The organism is Frankia sp. R43, assembly GCF_001306465.1.
Classification (GTDB): domain Bacteria; phylum Actinomycetota; class Actinomycetes; order Frankiales; family Frankiaceae; genus Parafrankia; species Parafrankia irregularis.
In genome coordinates, this window is record NZ_LFCW01000002.1 from 115,792 (window position 1) to 132,604 (window position 16,813).

Here is a 16,813-nt window from a genome sequence, read left to right on the forward strand (position 1 = left end):
TCCACCCCGCTGAACCGCTTCCGGTGCGGGTGATAAGTACCTGTTCGTGGCATTATTCGTCCGTCACCGCATCGACGCGACCATGGCTGACGTCCTGGCCGCCCTGCTCGCCGTGGCCATCGGGGCCATCGGGGCCATCGGGGCCATCGGGGCCATCGGGGCCATCGGGGCTACCGGGACTTGGTCCCGCACCCGCCGCCGGTCGGCGGACGTCTCCGGATCCCGGCTCACCACCGGTGCCAGCACCGGAGCCGCCAGGTGGGGACAGCTCGAGGACGGCCTGTTGTGCCTGTCGGTGCGGTCCGCCTTCCACCTGCTGCTTAGCGCCGCCGAGGTTCCCCACGGAAGCGAGGTCGCGATCTCCGCGGTGACCCACCCGGACATGGTGCGGCTCATCGAGCTGCACGGACTGCGGGCCGTCCCGGTGGACATCGACCCCAACACCCTCGCCGTTGACGAGCGGGCGCTGGACGCGGCCATCACCGAGCAGACCCGGGTCCTGGTCGTCACGCACCTCTTCGGCGCACGGTCATCGATGGACGCCGCCGCGCGGGCAGCGCGCGACCACGGTCTTCTCCTCGTTGAGGACTGTGCGCAGTCCCTCCAGGGACCGGACGACCGGGGTGATCCGCAGGCCGACGTGTCCCTGTTCAGCTTCGGGCTGCTCAAGACCGCGACCGCGATGGGCGGAGCGGTCGCCTGGGTACGCCCGCCCGGGCTCGCCGCCGCCATGCGGGCCCGGCAGGACGGCTGGCCCGAACAGTCCCGGCGCTCCTACGCATCGAAGGTGCTCACCTGCCTGGTGGCGCTCGTCGCGTCCCATCCGGTGCCGTACGGGCTCCTGTTCGGTGGGGGGCGGCTGGACCCGACCGCTCTGGTGCGTTCCCGGGTGCCGCGGGACGAACCCGGCTTCACCCGGTGGCTGCGGCGCAGGCCCTGCGACGCGCTGGCCCGCACCGTCGCCCGGCGGCTGGCCCGGTTCCCCTCGCACCGGCTGCGCCGCCGCACCGAGGCCGGCGAGGCATTCGCCGCCGCGCTCGGCCCGGGGGTGCTTCGCCCGGGTGCCGCCGCGCCGCAGCACACCCACTGGGTCTTCCCCGTCACCGTTGACGACCCGGATCGCGTGGTCCGTGAGCTGCGCGCCGCCGGCATCGACGCGACCCCCGCCACCAGTCAGATCGCCGCGGTCGAACCCGCGCCGCCGGGCGCCGCCCAGGTGCTCGCCGGCCTGATCTTCCTCCCGGCCTACCCCGGACTGCCCGCGGCGCGGCGGGACCTGATGGCTGCCGCTGTCGCCACCGGCGTGGCGTCAGGGGTGCGCGGCGGCGAGGGCCGGGTGCGGGATGCGGTCGTGGGCGGCGAGGGTGACGATCGCGCGCACCGTCACGATGCCGCGCCATTCCACCGTCTGCGCCGGTGACCATCCGAGCCAGCCGAATGTCCACCCGCCGTCCGTGCGCTGCCCCTGTTCGAGCTGGTCCAGCCCTGCACCGATCTGCTCGTCGCTGAACAGGGCCCGGCTGCGCAGCCCTGGCCGCGGGGACAGGTCCAGCGCGGTCAGCCGCTCGCCCTCGATGCCGCCGGGCACCGGAACCGAGCCGTCGGCTCCGATATGGGGCCGCAGTGCCTCGATCGATCGCCTGGCGCGTTCCGCGTCGGGTGCCCGGTCGAGAAAGTCCAGCGCGAACTTCAGCACGTAGCCGCCGAGCGACTCCGGATCCGCCAGGGCCGCCCAGCACCATTCGGTCGCACGCTCCAGCCACATCCGCGTGGCATCGGCGGCGCGTGCGCGCGGCTCGACACCGGAGAGCAGCTGCCCCAGAGCACCCGCGAACGCGAACGTCAGCTGGGATCCTCCTTCGCTGGGCACCATCCACGGCGCGTGCGGATGGGCCGCCGCACCGGGCAACACGAAGGGCACACCGCCATCCGGAAGGGCGATCGCCGCCACCCAGGCAGCGGCGCCGGCCACCATCGGATCGGCCGGCGCGCCCGCGGCTGCGAGCACCTCGATCGCCTGCAGGGCCGCGGTCGGCTCGCTGCCCGGGGTCCGGACGTCGGGTTCGAGGGCGTGCCCGAAGCCGCCGTCCGCGTTGCGGTAGGCACGCAGCGCGTCCAGCACCAGCGCCGCCGGCGCGCCGTGCAGGAGCCGGGCCAGTATGTGCCGCTCCAGCAGGCGGCCGTTGGCCAGCACGAACTGCTCGGCGGATGCGATGTCGACAGGCATGCGGGTGACGTTAGGCCGCGGTCACGGTGGCGTCTTCCAGAAATCGGACGGCCGTGGTCCCGGTCAGGCGGCGGACCTCGTCGTTCATGTGCGACTGGCTCGCATAGCCGGCGGCGACGGCGACGGATGCCAAGGAGAAGGAGAACGAGTCTGGCCCCTGGATGAGTGTCACCAGCCGTCTCAGCCGCGCGACCCGGGCGAACATCTTGGGGCCGTATCCGACCGCACCCAGCATTCTGCGGTGAAGCTGACGCTCGCCGACCCCGAGTTCCGCCGCGACGACCGAGACCCGCGCGCCCGGATACGTAAGGTGGCGCACCGCGGCCCGGACCAGCGGGTCCGGGCGGGCCGTGGCCCGGCGGGTCACCACGTCTACCAGCAGCTCCAACCTGCGCGCCGGGGCAGCCTCGGCCAGCCGGCCCCGAAGCTCGGCCGTGCTGTCGCCCGCGTTCCGGGACGCCTGACCACCCCAGAGAAGATCCACATCGATCTGGAGATCACGTACATCGCACGCGGGGGCACCGAGCACCACGCCTGCAGCGCCAGGACGCAGCCGGACGCCGGAGGACAACGCCCCCGCAGGCAGCGCCACGTCGCGGAAACGGGTGTCGGGCCCCGCCACCACCAGCTCACGCCCGGCGAGCCAGATCAGATCGACGCATCCGTCCGGCACCACCCGCTGGACGTGGTCACCGGCCGGCTCCTGCTCCCACAGGCAGGCCACCACCGGCGCCACGGCACCGGGTGGCTGATATTCGCGGTACACCGACATCACCTCACGGCATGCAATCACACGTCACACCCGAAGCCAGACGCCCGGAATCTCGGTATCAGCAATGCCGACCCACATAGGACCGGTTCCAGCCGAGTATGGTCCCTTCATTCTCCGGCCCAGCTTCGAGGAGACCACGGATGAACGCACGCCGGATTCTCTCCGCCATGACCGGTCTCGCCCTGGCCGGCGGGCTGGCCGCCTGCGGCTCCTCGACTGACAGCCAACCGGACTCCGCGCGCACCGCGGGGATGGCGGACTCCCGGGCCGCCGCGCCGACTCCCCGGCCAGCGCCACTGGAAATCTCGTTCGCCGGCCCTTCGTTCGACACCGGCACCGCCAGCGACGTCCGGTTCGCCACCGACGTCTCCTGCGGAGCGGACCGGCTCAACGCCTTCGACATCGCGCTTCCGGCATCCGCGCGGACATCCGCGACCGCGTCGGCGTCCACGTCGGCCCCTGCCCCTGCTGGCGCTGCGTCCGCTGTGCCGCTCGTCATCTATCTGCACGGAGGCGGGTTCATCAACGGGGACAAGTCCACTTTCTGGACGAACGGGTTCGACGACCCCGCAGCCACCGGTTCGACCCCGGCGCGGCTGCTGTCCGCCGGGACGGCGGTCGCCAGCATGAACTACCGGCTTCTCGGAGCCGAGGACGACGAGGGTGTCATCAAACCGATGACCGACGTGGCGCGCTGCCTGCAGTACATCCGCTACCACGCGGACTCGTTCGGCATCGATCCGAACCGGATCGCCCTCCTCGGTAACTCGGCGGGTGCTGGCACCGCGCTGTGGCTCGGCTTCCACGACGACCTCGCGGACCCGGACTCCACCGACCCCGTCGCCCGGATGTCGACCCGGCCACAGGCCGTCGCGGTGAACCAGACCCAGGCCACCTACGACATCGTGCGGTGGGGTGACGACGTCTTCGCCGACTACGCCGACCAGCTCAAACCAGGTCTCATGAAGCTCATCGAAGCCGTCCCCGAGGGCAGGCGCATGCTCGCCTTCTACGGGATCAAGCAGTTCGGCGACGTCACCCGGCCGGACATCGTCACCTATCGGCACAACGTCGACATGCTCGGCCTGATGGACGCCTCGGACGTCCCCTTCTGGGCGGCGAACACCAGAACGCCGGAGGCTCTGCCGCTGGGTGCCGACGTCATGTTCCACCACCCCTGGCACGCCCGTGCGCTCTCCGAACGCGCCGAGCAGGTGGGCCTCGACGCGACCGCCACCTGGGGAGAGGGCAGGACCCCGCCGATCTCCGCGGTCGACTACGTGCTCCGCGCGCTGAACCGCTGAACCAGCTGAGCGCACGAGCCGAGCCGCCTGTCAGCCCAGTGCCGCTCCGACGTTCCGACGCCAGACAGCGGGGCAGGAAGAAACGGGGGTTTTGCGCGGCGCAGGAGCAGTCAGCGGGTGGAAGGGAGGGGCGAGATGCTCTTCCAGAATCGCGAACATGCGGGGCAGGAACTCGGCCGACGACTGGCGTATCTCCGCGGCCAGCAGGTGGTGGTCGTCGGTCTTCCGCGAGGAGGTGTCGTCGTCGCCTACGAGGTCGCCCGGGCGCTCGGCGCACCGCTGGACGTCATCGTCGTCCGCAAGCTCGGTGTACCAGTGCAGCCGGAACTGGCGATGGGCGCCATCGCCGAGGGAGGCGTGCTGGTCGTCAACGACGAGACCCGGCTGCTGACCAGCATCACCCCGGCCGATCTCCACGCGGTGGAAGCCCGCGAACGGGTGGAGCTGGACCGCCGGATCCGACGCTTCCGTGGATCGCAGCCCCGGGCGCCGTTGGCCGGCCGCACCGTGGTCGTGGTTGACGACGGGATCGCGACCGGCGCGACCGCTGCCGCTGCCTGCCAGGCGGTCCGGGCTGCCGGCGCCACCCGGGTTGTCCTCGCCGCCCCCGTCGGTCCGCCGGAACGGATCGCGTGGCTGCACCAGTTCGCCGAGGAGGTGGTCTGCCTGGCCACCCCGGACGAGTTCTTCGCCATCGGCGCCTTCTACGTCGACTTCACCCAGACCGCGGATGAAGAGGTCACCGACCTGCTGCATCGGGCCGCCCTCATCGCCGCCCCGGCGGCCGGTCACACCGTGCATGCCAACGGGACCGCAGGCACCGCGAGGACCGGTGGCGCATCGCCGGCGCATGCCGTCGAGGTCCGAATTCCAACAGACACGACAAAACTGAGTGGCGATCTCACCGTTCCCGACCATCCGCACGGTCTGGTCGTGTTCGCCCACGGGAGCGGCAGCAGCCGCCAAAGCCCACGCAACCGGTACGTCTCCGACGTCCTGGTCGACGCCGGCCTGGCCACTCTGCTGTTCGACCTGCTCACGCCCGAGGAGGAACTCGACCGGGAGAACGTGTTCGACATCGACACCCTCGCCCGCCGCCTGATCCGCGTCACCCGCTGGCTGCGTGAGGAGCCCGATATCGCCTACCTTCCCGTCGGATACTTCGGTGCGAGTACCGGCGCCGCGGCGGCTCTGTGGGCGGCAGCCGAGTTCGGCCCGCCAGTCACCGCTGTCGTCTCCCGCGGCGGGCGACCAGACCTGGCTGCATCCCGGCTGGCTCGGGTGTCCGCCCCCACACTGCTGATCGTGGGTGAGCGCGACGAGCTCGTGCTCGACCTCAACCGGGAAGCGCAGAGTCAGCTGCGGTGTGAGAGCCGCCTCGCGGTGGTACCTGCTGCCACCCACCTGTTCACGCAGCCGGGCGCCCTGGAGGCGGTGGCGGTGCTGGCCCGTGACTGGTTCGTCCACCATCTGGCCCTGGTCGGACATTCCAGCTAGCGGACCTGCCGAAACGAGTAGGCGGCCCGGCACCACCCGCACGCGCAGGCCACTCACCACGGTTGATCGTTTTCGGTGGTGGTGCCGTGGTCGATGGTGGTGCTCTCCCCGTCGAGATACGAATGCGGTCGGACCTCATAGCGGCGGCCGGTCGGACTCGTCCAGCAGAACACCCCCGGCCGAGGCTGGACCACCCGCCACCGACTGTGATGACGCACCCGATGATGCCGCCGACACAACGGCCCCAGATTCTCCACCAGCGTCTTCCCACCCGCGGCGTACGGCCGAGTGTGGTCCAGATCGCAACGCCACGCCCCACGGGTGCAATGCGGAAACGTGCAACACGGGTTCCGGACCTGCACATGACGCCTCTGCCCCGGACTCGGATACCGCCGCTCTCCCAGCTCCACCAGAGAGCCCAGCCCATCGGTGAGCATCCGCCGCCACGTCGACGCAGGCCGTGACGCGATCTCCCGCGCCACCACCGCGGGAATCGGCCCGTACCCCACCAACTCACCGGGATCGGCGTCCAGGCCGAGCAACGTCCCGATCGGAACGATCACCTGCACATCCGCACCTGCCGCACCCGCCGGCCCGGGCTGCCCGTACCGGCCCAGGATCAGATCCATCAACGTGTCCGCACGCACCTCATCCCGACTCCGACCGTCCTCTTCGGCCCTGTCCACGATCGTCGCGTCGGCGATCCGTTCGATCCGCTTCCGGCAGGCCAACGCGCCGTCCGCGGGCAGCAACGCCCCCAACACCGCCATCCCGTCCTCCTCCGGCTCCACCCACACCCGCCGCTCCCGACACCGCTCCTCAGACCGCCGCGCCGCACCCTCCGGATCGATTTTGATCACCCCCCGGCGGCACGCCGCCGTGAACGACCTCCGATGCGCCCGCGGCCCCTTCGCGAGGACGTGGTCCACGACCCGGCCGGCAAGCCCGACATCCAACGGGGCGGTCGCACGTTCCAACGACGTCAGCCGCGGCAGGTCCAACACCCCCGCCGCCAACGCCTCCAACCCGGCCGGGATCCGGCGGACCACCTGATCGGCGAAATCCAGATGCCACTCCGCCGACCCCGTCGAGATCCGCATCACCCCCGCCACCTCACCCGCCACCACCGAACCGAACAGACCCAGCTCGTCATACCCCTCCGGCGGCCGGGCCGCGGCAAGCTCCGCCTGCACCCGGATCGCCACCGCCTGCGCCGCCGCGATCCCCGCCACCGCCACCCGAAGCCGCTCCAGACACTCGCTCAACCACCCCTCGAACACCCGATGAGCGACCGGAACCCCCACCTCCGGCCCGCCGCCGGGAACCGGCGGGCCGGTCGGGTCGGTCGGGTCGGTCGCGTTGATGACGATCGAGGGCGTGCGGGGGGCCATGGCACCACACCTCCGGTCCGGAAACACATCGAACGGGCGTTCGATCACACTGGTGATGCTAAACCCGGAAACGACCGCGAAGAACGAGCCGGAGAACGGAGGACACAACGAGTTCACCGGCCACCCAGACCGCCTTGACAGACAGATCCCCAGCCGGCAACCTCGCATCAAGCACGGATCCCACATCCGAATTTCGGCGGGTAATCAATGAAAAGCCGAGGCCCTCCGGCGACACCGGAACAGGAACACCACTAAATAGGTTAAATCTTCAGAAATCGATCAGATAGCCGTCTATCTCCAGTGCGCCGATTCGCCCTGCGGACCGACCTTGAGGTAGACCTCGACGAAGATACGGAACGCCCCTACCCTCCCGGAGATAACTGCCTGCGGGCTGCACATCAACCCAGCCGGTGAACTCGCATGAAATCTCGCCGTATTCCACCGAAGGAATCGACTTGTTAGCCCCCAAGATATTTCAGCATCTGAAGGACTATCGTCAGGCGTCGAAAATCCGACCGCCCCATCAACCAACTTTCGGTGAAGCGGGCCGGAAGAATTCCGGTCCGCTCGAGCTGGGCCCCAACTCGTCATGAACGGACTCTGGAGCGATGACGGTTTCCGGCGCGGGTGGTGCACTCGCCTGCAGGCTACGTCGGTACCCGGCGTTTCGCCCGACCTTTCGGCCACGGCGTCGCCGTTCTTGCGGCGAAGCCGGCGCTCACCCGGAAGCGGATGCAGAGGCCGAGGTCGCCGAAGCGGAGGCGAATCCGCCGGATGCCGGGGCAAAAGGTGGGCCGGATGTGGACGTGGCAGTGACAGTGGCGGCGACGTCTATCGCGGCACGCACCATGGCTGCGACAGCCGGCGAGCGGGAGTTTCGCGGCCAGGCCACGGCGAGGGTGGAAGGAGCAAGATCGCGGACAGACCGGTAGGCGATGTCCGGCCTGGGGTGGCGCCGGACCAGCGAGGCAGGGGGAAACCAGACGATCCTTCCCAGCTCGACCAGGCTGAAGATCTGCGCGAGGTCCCGAGGGCGGTCGGCGGCCGGAAGCACCGCCGGAGCCGCCACGGAAGCGACGGACGAAGCCGGGGACGGAGTGTCAGCCGCCGCAGGCCGGTACCCGCCGGCCCCACTGACCACCCCCGGACCTCCCACGCCAAAGCCTCCCGCCCCCGGGCTTCCCACAGCAGGGCTTCCCACAGCAGGGCCCCGCACGAGAGGGCCTCCCGGAGGGACACGGCTGGGATGGTCGGCCAGTCTCGAGTCGGCCTGGTCGGCCGGCGATCCGTCCGGTAGGAGCCTGCCGGCGAGGTCGGCCAGGTACAGGTCGGGGCGGGCGGCGAGCGGGTCGGTCGCCGCCAGCGCCACCAGGCGGGGTTCGGTCAGCAGCGGCTCGAACTCCAGGTCGCGATCGTCGAAAGGTGCGGGAAGCAGCGCGACGTCGGCCCGGCCCTCCCGCAGCGCCGGGGCCTGTTCATCCCGCCCGCCGAGGATCAGATCGACCGGGATGGCCACGTCCGCACGCTCGTAGGCAGCAATGATCCGCGGTAGCAGGCCGGCGTCGTAGTCGGCTTTGAGCGCGAGACGCAGCCGCGGTTCGGGCAGGCCGGCGTGGCGGGCTCGGGCCGCGGCGGCACCGACCGCGTCGAGGGCGATCCGGGCGTCCCGGAGCAGGCCCTCGCCGGCCGGGGTGAGCACGACGGAGCGGGTGGTGCGTTCGAGCAGCCGCACACCCAACTGACGTTCCAGGTCGCGGATCGCCCTGGAGAGCGGGGGCTGAGCGATTCCGAGCCGGTCGGCGGCCCGCCGGAAGTGCAGTTCCTCGGCGACGGGGAAGGCACACGAAGTAGCCTTTTAACATGACAAAGTTGGACGGACTGAAACTGGGCTTGTACCGCCGGTATTCGCAGCTCACCGGGGGTGACGACGCGCTAGAGCGCCAGGACGAAGACGGCCACGACTACGCCGAAGAGTTCGGCGGTGAGGTCGTGGAGGTCTACGAGGACAAGAAAAGCGCGTGGCGTAAGAAGCGGGTCGTGCAGCCGGACGGCACGATGGTCTTGCGGGTGATCCGGCCGGACTACACCAGGATGCTCGCCGACCTACGCGCCGGAGAGATTGACGGTGCCGTGGTCTACGACCTGGACCGTTTGACCCGAGACCTGCGCGACCTGGAAGACGCGATCGAGGTCGTGGAGCTGTACGGCCGTCCGATCGTGGGCCCTGGTGTTGATCTCACAACGGATCATGGCCGGGCGAACGCCCGCGCGCAGGCCGTCTCAGCGAACAAAGCGAGTCAGGACACCTCACGGCGGGTCAAGCGAGCGCACCGCCAGCAGGCCGAACGGGGCGTACCGGTCGGTTCACGCCGCCCGTTCGGCTGGAAGGCCGACAAACGCACCCTAGAGCCCGCCGAGGCCGAGCCGCTTCAGGCCGCGATCCGGAGGATTCTGGCCGGTGTACCGGTGGCCGCGATCATCCGGGAGTGGAACGACGCCGGTTTCCTGACTGCCCGGGGGGCCCGGTGGCGTAAGGCCACATTGGTGAAGATCCTGCGGAATCCACGGATCTGCGGTCTGCGTGGCCGGGGCGTGCAGACGGTGAACAAGCACGGTCAGATCTCCGAGCGGATGGAAGTCGTCACCCGCCGGATCCGCCAGGACGGCAAGACGATCACCGTGCCCGTCGTGGGCCAGTGGGAACCGATCATCAGCGTGGAGGAATGGGAAGCGTTGACCGCCATCATCGGCGACCGCACGAACGGCGACGCCAGGCACAACGCCCGCCGCTACCTACTCACGGCGATCCTGCGATGCGGGCTGTGCGGAGGGGCCATGCGATGCTGCCCACCCGCCGGAACCCGCAAGTCGAACACCTACCAGTGCTACGCCGTCACCAACGGTGGATGCGGACGCGTCGCACGCAACGGGCCCCTGACCGAGCAACACGTCCTTGCCGCAGTCTTCGCGAAAGTCGAGCTGGAGACCGCGCAGGCCACAGCCGACATCGCCCCGTGGGGCCGGCAAACCGAACTGGACGACGTCCGAACCACGATCGAGGAGACGAACGCGGCCTGGACAGCCCGCCCGCGCCGCATCGACCCGCAGGACTACTTCACCGTGCTGTCCGACCTCCGCGAGCAGGAACGCGGACTAGTCGCCGATCGCAACGCCTACCAGGTAGCCGCCGCCAAGGCCCATTCCCGCCCCGCCGACATCCGGGCCGAATGGGACGACTACACCCTGCCCCACCAGCGCGCGATCATCTCCGAGCACCTGCACGCCGTGGTCGTGCACCCAGCAGGTAAGGGCAAGCCGTTCAATCCCGATCTGCTCGAACTGGTCTGGCGCGACTAGCCACCGTCCTCCGCCAGGACCAGGCCCAGCAACGCCGCCACCCGCCGCCGTTTCTCCGCCGACCACACCGGAGCCTTAGCCGCCTGCACCCGCCCCCATTCCTCCGCAGAGAGCACCGCAAGCCGACTGTCACCGGAGGTAGAACGCCGCCGCCGCCGCGTAACCGGGCCGGTCGATCGCGGGTGATCGGCAGCCCGCCCGCCCACCCGCACCGTGGTCGGCTCCCGCGTCTCGGTATCGGCCGGGGCAGTGGCCACATCATCCGAAGAACGATCACCGGAACCGTCGGTGCTCTCCTGCTCGCCAGCCACCAGCCCAACCACGACCACCGGGCCCGTGCCAGCATCGTCGAGGTCATCGAACAGCGACGACTGAACAGAACCTCCGGAACTCATCGTTCGGCCCGCCACGTGCCCACCAGGCCAGCAGCCGCCCGTGACGATGGCAACTCGGGAGGGTCAGCCCCGTACCCGCCGAGATGCAGCCCCCGACCGGCATACGTCCACGCCCCGAGAACGATCGTGTTCTCATCACCCTCCAACCGGCCGAAAGCGTCCACCGGGATCCGGCCCGCCATCGCCGCCCCGATCGTGCGGGACCACACCCGCCGCACCGCCCGCAGCGCCGTGAAGGTGGTCGAGTACGCCCGCGACTTCGACAGCCAGTGGCCGCCAAACCCCATCTGGTGAGCCCAGCGGATCAGCCGGGGAATCTCGCCGGAGTCCCGGCCCAGCGCCGCATCCAACGCCGCCGCGAAGGCCACGTCACGACCCAGCCGCCAGCAGGTCTCCACCAGCCGCCGCAAGTGCGGAGGCAGCGTCAGGCGCGCCAGCGCGGCCAGCGACCGCACCGGATGATCCAACGCCCCACCAGCCGCCGCCGACTTGGTGATGTACTTCGCCAGGTAGTTCGCCACCGCACCGCTAGCCGCCGCCCCGTCCAGGGTGATCCGACGGATATCGACCTGCGCCCCCCAGCGCACCGCCCAGCCGACATCCGCGACGGCGCCGAGCGTGTCCACATCCGGATCAGGGGCAGGCACCGCCACCGCACCCACAACACCGCGCAGCGCGTCCGCGACCAGCTCACCCGCCGCCCAACCCGGAGGAGCCGAGCCCGGCCCGCCGGGACCGTCCACCCGGATCACGACATGCAGGTGCACCACGCCCCGAGCCTGCATTTCGGCGACCTTCACGAAGCTCATCCGGGCCGAGCGGCGTAGCCCCGCCACGGTCAGACCGGCCGACGCCGCCACCGCGGATTCCGTCGCGTCCCGCGTGACCTTCCACAGCTTCGGAACCAGCGCGTTCCACACCACCGACCGGCCGTAGCCGTAGCAATCCGGGCAGAGCGGGGACCCGAGCCGGGAATCCGCCTCATGATGCCGCTCATGACAGCCCGCCGGACGCCCGTGCGGGCACAGGCCCCGCCGAGGATGACACGCCCGCACCGGCCCGCCCTTGCCGCCCTTCTGACGGCGGGAATGCACCGGCCCGAAGGACGGCGCGGTCAGAGTGACGAACCACGCCGGATGCGTCGTGACCGTGTCCGGCACGCCCTTGCCACCCGCGAGCCCGGCCAGGACCAGCCGCCGCGCATCCCGCTTATAGGTGGCCGAGCAGGCCGGGCAGGCACTCTCCCGCCGGTTGCCGCACCGCACATGCAGCACCCCGCCCGGTTGATCCGAGCTGGTGAACGCCCGGCGGATCTCACCGGTCCCAACATCCACGTGATCGACATGGCCCGACAGGCGGATCGGCCGGGAACAGCCACCCGCGACCGGCCGGTTTTCAGGCAGGCTCACGCCCACATCCACGGACACCACACCGCGCCCTTTCACCCGCACAGCCCCCACCAGCCCAGACCCGGAAACCTCACAGGTCAGGCCAGCCGGAGACACGCGGAAAGAAAGCAGGAACGAGAACAGGGGAAACCGGAACGGAAACCGAACCCGACGGGCTTTCCGCCGTACACCCATCCCACACCGAAACGCCGGCACCATGCCACACACAAGAACGTGCTAATAGTCGGCACACGAATGGCACACGAAAAGGCATTCCGACCGGCGCCAGACCGGCACCGGGACAGGTGAACGCGCGGAAAAGCCGCGCAGGCTCAGCAGTCCCCGGCTACCCGCTCACCCCACACGCGGCGGCACCCGGCAACAGCAGCGGAACACGGCACATGCGCACCCCAGACGGAACATCGACACGACTGGACGTGGGGCACCGACGGTGACCCACGGTGCAGCAGCCCGAGCCCGGTCCGTGCCGCTCCCAGGCGGCGCAAGGTGGACAGCCCGACAAATGGCGTACTGCCGTACACAGAAGAAGACCATCACGGCGCAGGGTTCAGAACCCTCAGGCGCCAATACCCACTATACCCGGGCCAGCCGAACAGAAACCAGCGAAACGGCGAAAACGCCACCACCACACACCACAGCCCCGGGGCTGTCCCACGTCCACGCACGATGACGACCCCGGATCACCTCCGGGTGCCAGCACCGCACCACGGCAGATCAACGGGGTCGTCAGCTCAGACGATCACACACCTGTGTCACACGGCGGAGAACACCGCACGCCACCGTCAGGAACCCACACCACCGCCAGCCCAGGCGACAGGCCGAGGAACGATGATCTCCACCACCGTCACGAGCCGATCCGCCTCCCTCGTGACCACCCGCACCGGATACTCGACAACCTTCAGGTCAGGCGGAAGCTCGTCCTCCGACAGCAACCGTCCCGCCGTCACCACCTTCCCGTCGGCACCCACCTCAAGTCTCATCGCGCGAAGCACCGCCGCCATATCCAACGCGATCGCGGACTCCTCCGGCGTCAGTCCCGGGAGATGGACGACCACCACGCCGACGAAACTCAGCCCGATGACACCCACGCCCGCCCGGATCAGATCCACCTCGTCCAGAGGGAGGAAATCGAAACCCGCTATCGCCTCGCCGATCTGACCACGTCCGCGCTCCAGACCACCGATCAGAAGCCCTTCACGGTCCGGAACCTGGGGTCTCACCAGGTCCTCAGCCCGAACCTTCCAGGAACCTTCCACCTCAAGAGGCACAGTCTCACCACCACATGGTCGTAGGCGAAAATCCTTGTCCACAAGCACACCGCCGGCCCGTACCAGGCCCAGACACCCATCCTGAGAACGGCCAGGGATCACGCGGTGACGGCGGCCCCGAACCCGCCGGCCAAGGGGGGAAGAGGCCGGACACGTTCAGGGCCGCCAGCTCAACAGGCGGGTCACCCCACCGACGACGGCCACCGTTCCCGGAACCTGTCACCAGGCGACACCCGCGTCCGGAGCATGCCGCCAGCGGCGACGTAGTGAATCTCCCAGACGTCGAACGGCACGACGATCCCGTTGTCGGCTATCCGCACGCGATGCGTCGTGAGCGTCACCCCGGGCGGGGTCACGTCCGGATTCGGTCGCGTGGCCGCCATCACCACCCGCGACCCGTCCGAGCCCCGCAGCCGCCGCAGCTCCACGCCGACCGCCCACGCCGCCCGCGACGCCATCAGCGGCGTGAACCGCCGATGCAGCATCACCAGATCAGCCGAGTCGAAGTGCGAGATCCTGATCGCCGCCCCGACACTGACGTCCTCGGCGACCTCCATCTTGACGGACGCCACCATCCCCTCACCGTCGAACGCCTCCGGTCCGGAGAACACCCCGACGATCAGCCCGTCGGACGGCACCGGCACGAACGTCGGCAGGCTCCCGGCGTCGAACCGCCAACGGGCCTTCACCAGATCGACCCGGCCTACAGGGTCGCGATGACCCCCCGTCCATAGAACGGCAGCACCCGGTACGTCTCCGGTGGAATCGCCAGGTCCGCCGCATAGCTGGCCATCGCCCCCAGGTCCGGAAAAGGAGCCACCACCCGAGACCCGGGCACCACCAACGCCCACGCTCCAACCGGCCACACCAGCCCCGACCTGACGATCAGACTGCCCGGACCCGGACGCAGACCCGTCATCGCCGTCATCGCCGGTCGGACTCGTCGTCCTCGTCGTCCTCGAATACCGGGCAGTCGTCGTCATCATCACCCCACCCCCGAACATCGTCCTCGTCGTCATACGGCTCCTCCTCCCGCCCATCGTCACCCCCCGGATCCGCCAGCCCCCCGAACTCCCCGGCACGCAGGGCTCTCAGGAACGCCTGCCACTCCACCTCCGGAACCAGCAGCGGAGGCACGTCCGCACGGCCCGCCTCCCGCAGCGCCACCCCCAGCCCGCAGACCGACGCGACCTCCAACGCCGCCGGACCAGCACCCGACGCCCGACGCCACACCAGCGGCTCACCGCACCACGACGGCAACGGCACGTCGAACGCCGCGCCCAGCACCTCCAACAGGTCATACGTCTTCACACACACCCCCAGGACTCAAGGACGCAGGCAGCCGACGCCACCCGCCAGGACAGCGGCCCCGAGCACAGCCAGGACATGGGTGGAGTCGTCGCCCGACACCGCACCCAGGACCGCCCAGGAAACACGCCGGCACCAGCCATCCGGACCAGCACCGGCATGCCCCCTGACACGGCGCCAGCCGAGGAGCCGACCTCAGCCCGACCAGAACCGCTGGCATCACCATGCGCGACCACAAAGGAGCATTACAGTGACGCCTCGGGTGCGCTTCCGGGTCATCTGCGTGACGGCGCCTTCGGGCCATTCGGGCGACATGGCATGCCTTTTGGATGTCACTTTGGTGTCATCTGAATGCCGGCTGCGCCTCATCCGTGTCCTTGGGTGACTTTCGGTGCGCCTGTCGGCAGCATGGCCCTACCTGTAGCCAGCAGCGGAACCCCCGCCTGACCCTCGGGAGGCGATGTGACCACGCCACGTCACGGCAGCACCGAAACCCAGCTCGCCCGACTCGTCCGAGACCGGAACTGGACCGTCGACGACCTCCGTCATACCTACACCGCGACCAGCAAGAAGATGGAACTGAACAACACGGTCAGCGATCGGCAGGCCAAGCGGTGGCTGGCCGGTATGTCCACCCCGCATCCGTCAGCCCGTCGGGTCCTTCAGGAGATGTTTCACCTCCCAATCAGCGATTTGCTCGCCCCCGCAGACCCTGGTTACCGTGAAAGCCAAGGTCCAACCCCGCCAGCCCTGTCACCCCGTCGCCACCCGACACACGTACAGTCGGAAGACGAGCCGCAGGCGCGCGAGGAGGTGAGTCCGTCGCGACGACGTGATCTGCTCGGCACCGGCGTCATCCTCGCCGCATCCGCCACCACCGCAAGCGCCGCAGCGCCTGTGGATGCCACTACCAGGGCCGCCGCAATCTCCCGCGCCATCGCCACATCCGAGCCCGACCCGCTCAGCGTCGCCCAGCTCCAGCACGGCATTCAGCGCCTGAACCAGATCTACGCCACCACCCCGCACACCGCTCTCATCGGTCCCGTCGAAGATGCCTGGGATTTCGCCGAAGCCCACCTCGAATCACGGGTCACCGGCACGAGTCGCCGCGATCTCGAACTTCTCGCAGGCCAGTACTCCTTCTACCGGGGCTACCTCGCGTTCGACACCGGCGACGACGACGGTGCCCTTACCTTTCTCGTCCTCGCCGCACAGCATGCCCGGGCAGCCGGGAACCCTCTGCTGGCCGAGTCCGCCGCCCTCATCCGTTCCGCCGTCGCGTTCTTCCAGAACGACTTCGACACGGCCGCCACCGTCGCCGCGAGCGCCCTTGAAACCGCGCAGCCTTACACCACCCCCCTGCTAGCGGCCGCCGCAGCCCGAGCGCACGCCCAGCGCGGCGACGCAAACAGCGCTCAGCAAGCTCTCGACACTATGCGCGACAACGTGTGGACCGGGCGACCGCTGTTTGGTGGAGAAATCGGTGACGAGGAGCACTGCGAGGGCTACACCGCTGTAGTTCTCGGCTACCTCCGACGCGGGAGCGAGGCCGAACCACACGCACGACGATCCCTTACCCTCCTTGAGGGCACCGGCCGTTACATGTCGGCAGCGGGATCACATCTCGCACTCGCCCGCGCACTTCTCTATCGCGACCGACCGGACCCCGAACAAGCAGCCGCAGCCGTCATCGACGCCATCAACATCACCGACGGCAAGGACTCCACCATCCGCCGCGCCTCAGGCATCTACCATCGCCACCTCTCCACCAGACCAGCATGGGCAGCGCTCCCATCAGTTCGAGATCTTGGCGACCGCCTACCCGCCCCACGTGAATCCTCAGGTAAGACGATCGTCTGACACAGACGGACGCCACAGCAGGACA

At 69.5% G+C, this 16,813-nt stretch carries 14 protein-coding genes; 5 read left to right on the forward strand and 9 right to left on the reverse strand.

The features are described 5' to 3' along the window. Nucleotides 1-46: 46 nt before the first annotated feature. On the forward strand, nt 47-1,420 hold the full coding sequence (locus ACG83_RS08120; RefSeq protein WP_083473089.1) for an aminotransferase class I/II-fold pyridoxal phosphate-dependent enzyme: 1,374 nt from the start codon (nt 47-49) through the stop codon (nt 1,418-1,420). On the opposite strand, the gene ACG83_RS42110 is transcribed toward ACG83_RS08120, so the two are convergent. After that, entirely contained in the window at nt 1,310-2,227 is a 918-nt protein-coding gene (locus tag ACG83_RS42110) for a hypothetical protein (RefSeq protein ID WP_083473090.1), read from the reverse strand. The genes ACG83_RS08120 and ACG83_RS42110 overlap by 111 nt on opposite strands. A gap of 10 nt (nt 2,228-2,237) precedes the next feature. Next, on the reverse strand, nt 2,238-2,999 hold the full coding sequence (locus ACG83_RS08125; RefSeq protein WP_054565579.1) for a helix-turn-helix domain-containing protein: 762 nt from the start codon (nt 2,997-2,999) through the stop codon (nt 2,238-2,240). Between the two features lie 140 nt (nt 3,000-3,139). Between ACG83_RS08125 and ACG83_RS08130 the strand changes: the two genes are divergently transcribed. Next, nucleotides 3,140-4,303, forward strand: coding sequence for an alpha/beta hydrolase (locus ACG83_RS08130; RefSeq protein WP_054565580.1), 1,164 nt, complete (start codon nt 3,140-3,142; stop codon nt 4,301-4,303). Nucleotides 4,304-4,438: 135 nt separating this feature from the next. After that, the gene (locus ACG83_RS08135) at nt 4,439-5,800 is read left to right on the forward strand and encodes a phosphoribosyltransferase family protein (RefSeq protein WP_054565581.1); all 1,362 of its coding nucleotides are present in this window, start codon (nt 4,439-4,441) and stop codon (nt 5,798-5,800) included. A 53-nt stretch (nt 5,801-5,853) separates the two neighbouring features. Here ACG83_RS08135 and ACG83_RS08140 read toward each other — a convergent pair whose 3' ends face one another. Together ACG83_RS08140 and ACG83_RS47715 are read right to left on the reverse strand one after the other, a co-directional pair. After that, entirely contained in the window at nt 5,854-7,191 is a 1,338-nt protein-coding gene (locus ACG83_RS08140) for an HNH endonuclease signature motif containing protein (protein WP_054565582.1), read from the reverse strand. A 718-nt stretch (nt 7,192-7,909) separates the two neighbouring features. Further along, entirely contained in the window at nt 7,910-9,010 is a 1,101-nt protein-coding gene (locus ACG83_RS47715) for a LysR substrate-binding domain-containing protein (protein ID WP_054565583.1), read from the reverse strand. Nucleotides 9,011-9,051: 41 nt separating this feature from the next. On the opposite strand from ACG83_RS47715, the gene ACG83_RS08150 reads away from it, so the two are divergent. Beyond that, a complete protein-coding gene (locus ACG83_RS08150) occupies nt 9,052-10,548 on the forward strand; it encodes a recombinase family protein (RefSeq protein ID WP_063793028.1) in 1,497 nt (498 codons plus the stop codon). Nucleotides 10,549-10,939: 391 nt separating this feature from the next. Here ACG83_RS08150 and ACG83_RS08160 read toward each other — a convergent pair whose 3' ends face one another. The 5 genes from ACG83_RS08160 to ACG83_RS08175 all read right to left on the reverse strand — a co-directional run bounded on the left by ACG83_RS08160 (nt 10,940) and on the right by ACG83_RS08175 (nt 14,931). Continuing rightward, nucleotides 10,940-12,373 carry a replication initiator gene (locus tag ACG83_RS08160; protein ID WP_054565586.1) on the reverse strand — a complete coding sequence of 478 codons (1,434 nt, stop codon included), beginning with the start codon at nt 12,371-12,373 and terminating at the stop codon, nt 10,940-10,942. 761 nt (nt 12,374-13,134) lie between these two features. Continuing rightward, a complete protein-coding gene (locus ACG83_RS08165) occupies nt 13,135-13,572 on the reverse strand; it encodes a hypothetical protein (protein WP_152991281.1) in 438 nt (145 codons plus the stop codon). A gap of 230 nt (nt 13,573-13,802) precedes the next feature. After that, a complete protein-coding gene (locus tag ACG83_RS08170; RefSeq protein WP_063793029.1) occupies nt 13,803-14,309 on the reverse strand; it encodes a hypothetical protein in 507 nt (168 codons plus the stop codon). A gap of 14 nt (nt 14,310-14,323) precedes the next feature. Then, nucleotides 14,324-14,548, reverse strand: a complete 225-nt coding sequence (locus ACG83_RS45765; RefSeq protein WP_063793030.1) for a hypothetical protein — start codon at nt 14,546-14,548, stop codon at nt 14,324-14,326. Beyond that, nucleotides 14,545-14,931 (reverse strand): DUF397 domain-containing protein, encoded by a 387-nt coding sequence (locus ACG83_RS08175; RefSeq protein WP_054565588.1) that lies wholly within the window; start codon nt 14,929-14,931, stop codon nt 14,545-14,547. The genes ACG83_RS45765 and ACG83_RS08175 overlap by 4 nt, the downstream gene beginning before the upstream one ends. 459 nt (nt 14,932-15,390) lie before the next feature. Between ACG83_RS08175 and ACG83_RS08180 the strand changes: the two genes are divergently transcribed. Next, entirely contained in the window at nt 15,391-16,788 is a 1,398-nt protein-coding gene (locus ACG83_RS08180; RefSeq protein ID WP_083473094.1) for a hypothetical protein, read from the forward strand. The last annotated feature ends 25 nt before the right edge of the window (nt 16,789-16,813 follow it).

What these genes read in the sequence shown, in the direction of transcription:
- ACG83_RS08150 (WP_063793028.1), top strand. Translation starts at nt 9,052, where the DNA reads ATGACAAAGTTGGACGGACTGAAACTGGGCTTGTACCGCCGGTATTCG.
- ACG83_RS45765 (WP_063793030.1), bottom strand. Translation starts at nt 14,548, where the DNA reads ATGACGGCGATGACGGGTCTGCGTCCGGGTCCGGGCAGTCTGATCGTC.
- ACG83_RS42110 (WP_083473090.1), bottom strand. Translation starts at nt 2,227, where the DNA reads ATGCCTGTCGACATCGCATCCGCCGAGCAGTTCGTGCTGGCCAACGGC.
- ACG83_RS08140 (WP_054565582.1), bottom strand. Translation starts at nt 7,191, where the DNA reads ATGGCCCCCCGCACGCCCTCGATCGTCATCAACGCGACCGACCCGACC.
- ACG83_RS08125 (WP_054565579.1), bottom strand. Translation starts at nt 2,999, where the DNA reads ATGTCGGTGTACCGCGAATATCAGCCACCCGGTGCCGTGGCGCCGGTG.
- ACG83_RS08130 (WP_054565580.1), top strand. Translation starts at nt 3,140, where the DNA reads ATGAACGCACGCCGGATTCTCTCCGCCATGACCGGTCTCGCCCTGGCC.
- ACG83_RS08135 (WP_054565581.1), top strand. Translation starts at nt 4,439, where the DNA reads ATGCTCTTCCAGAATCGCGAACATGCGGGGCAGGAACTCGGCCGACGA.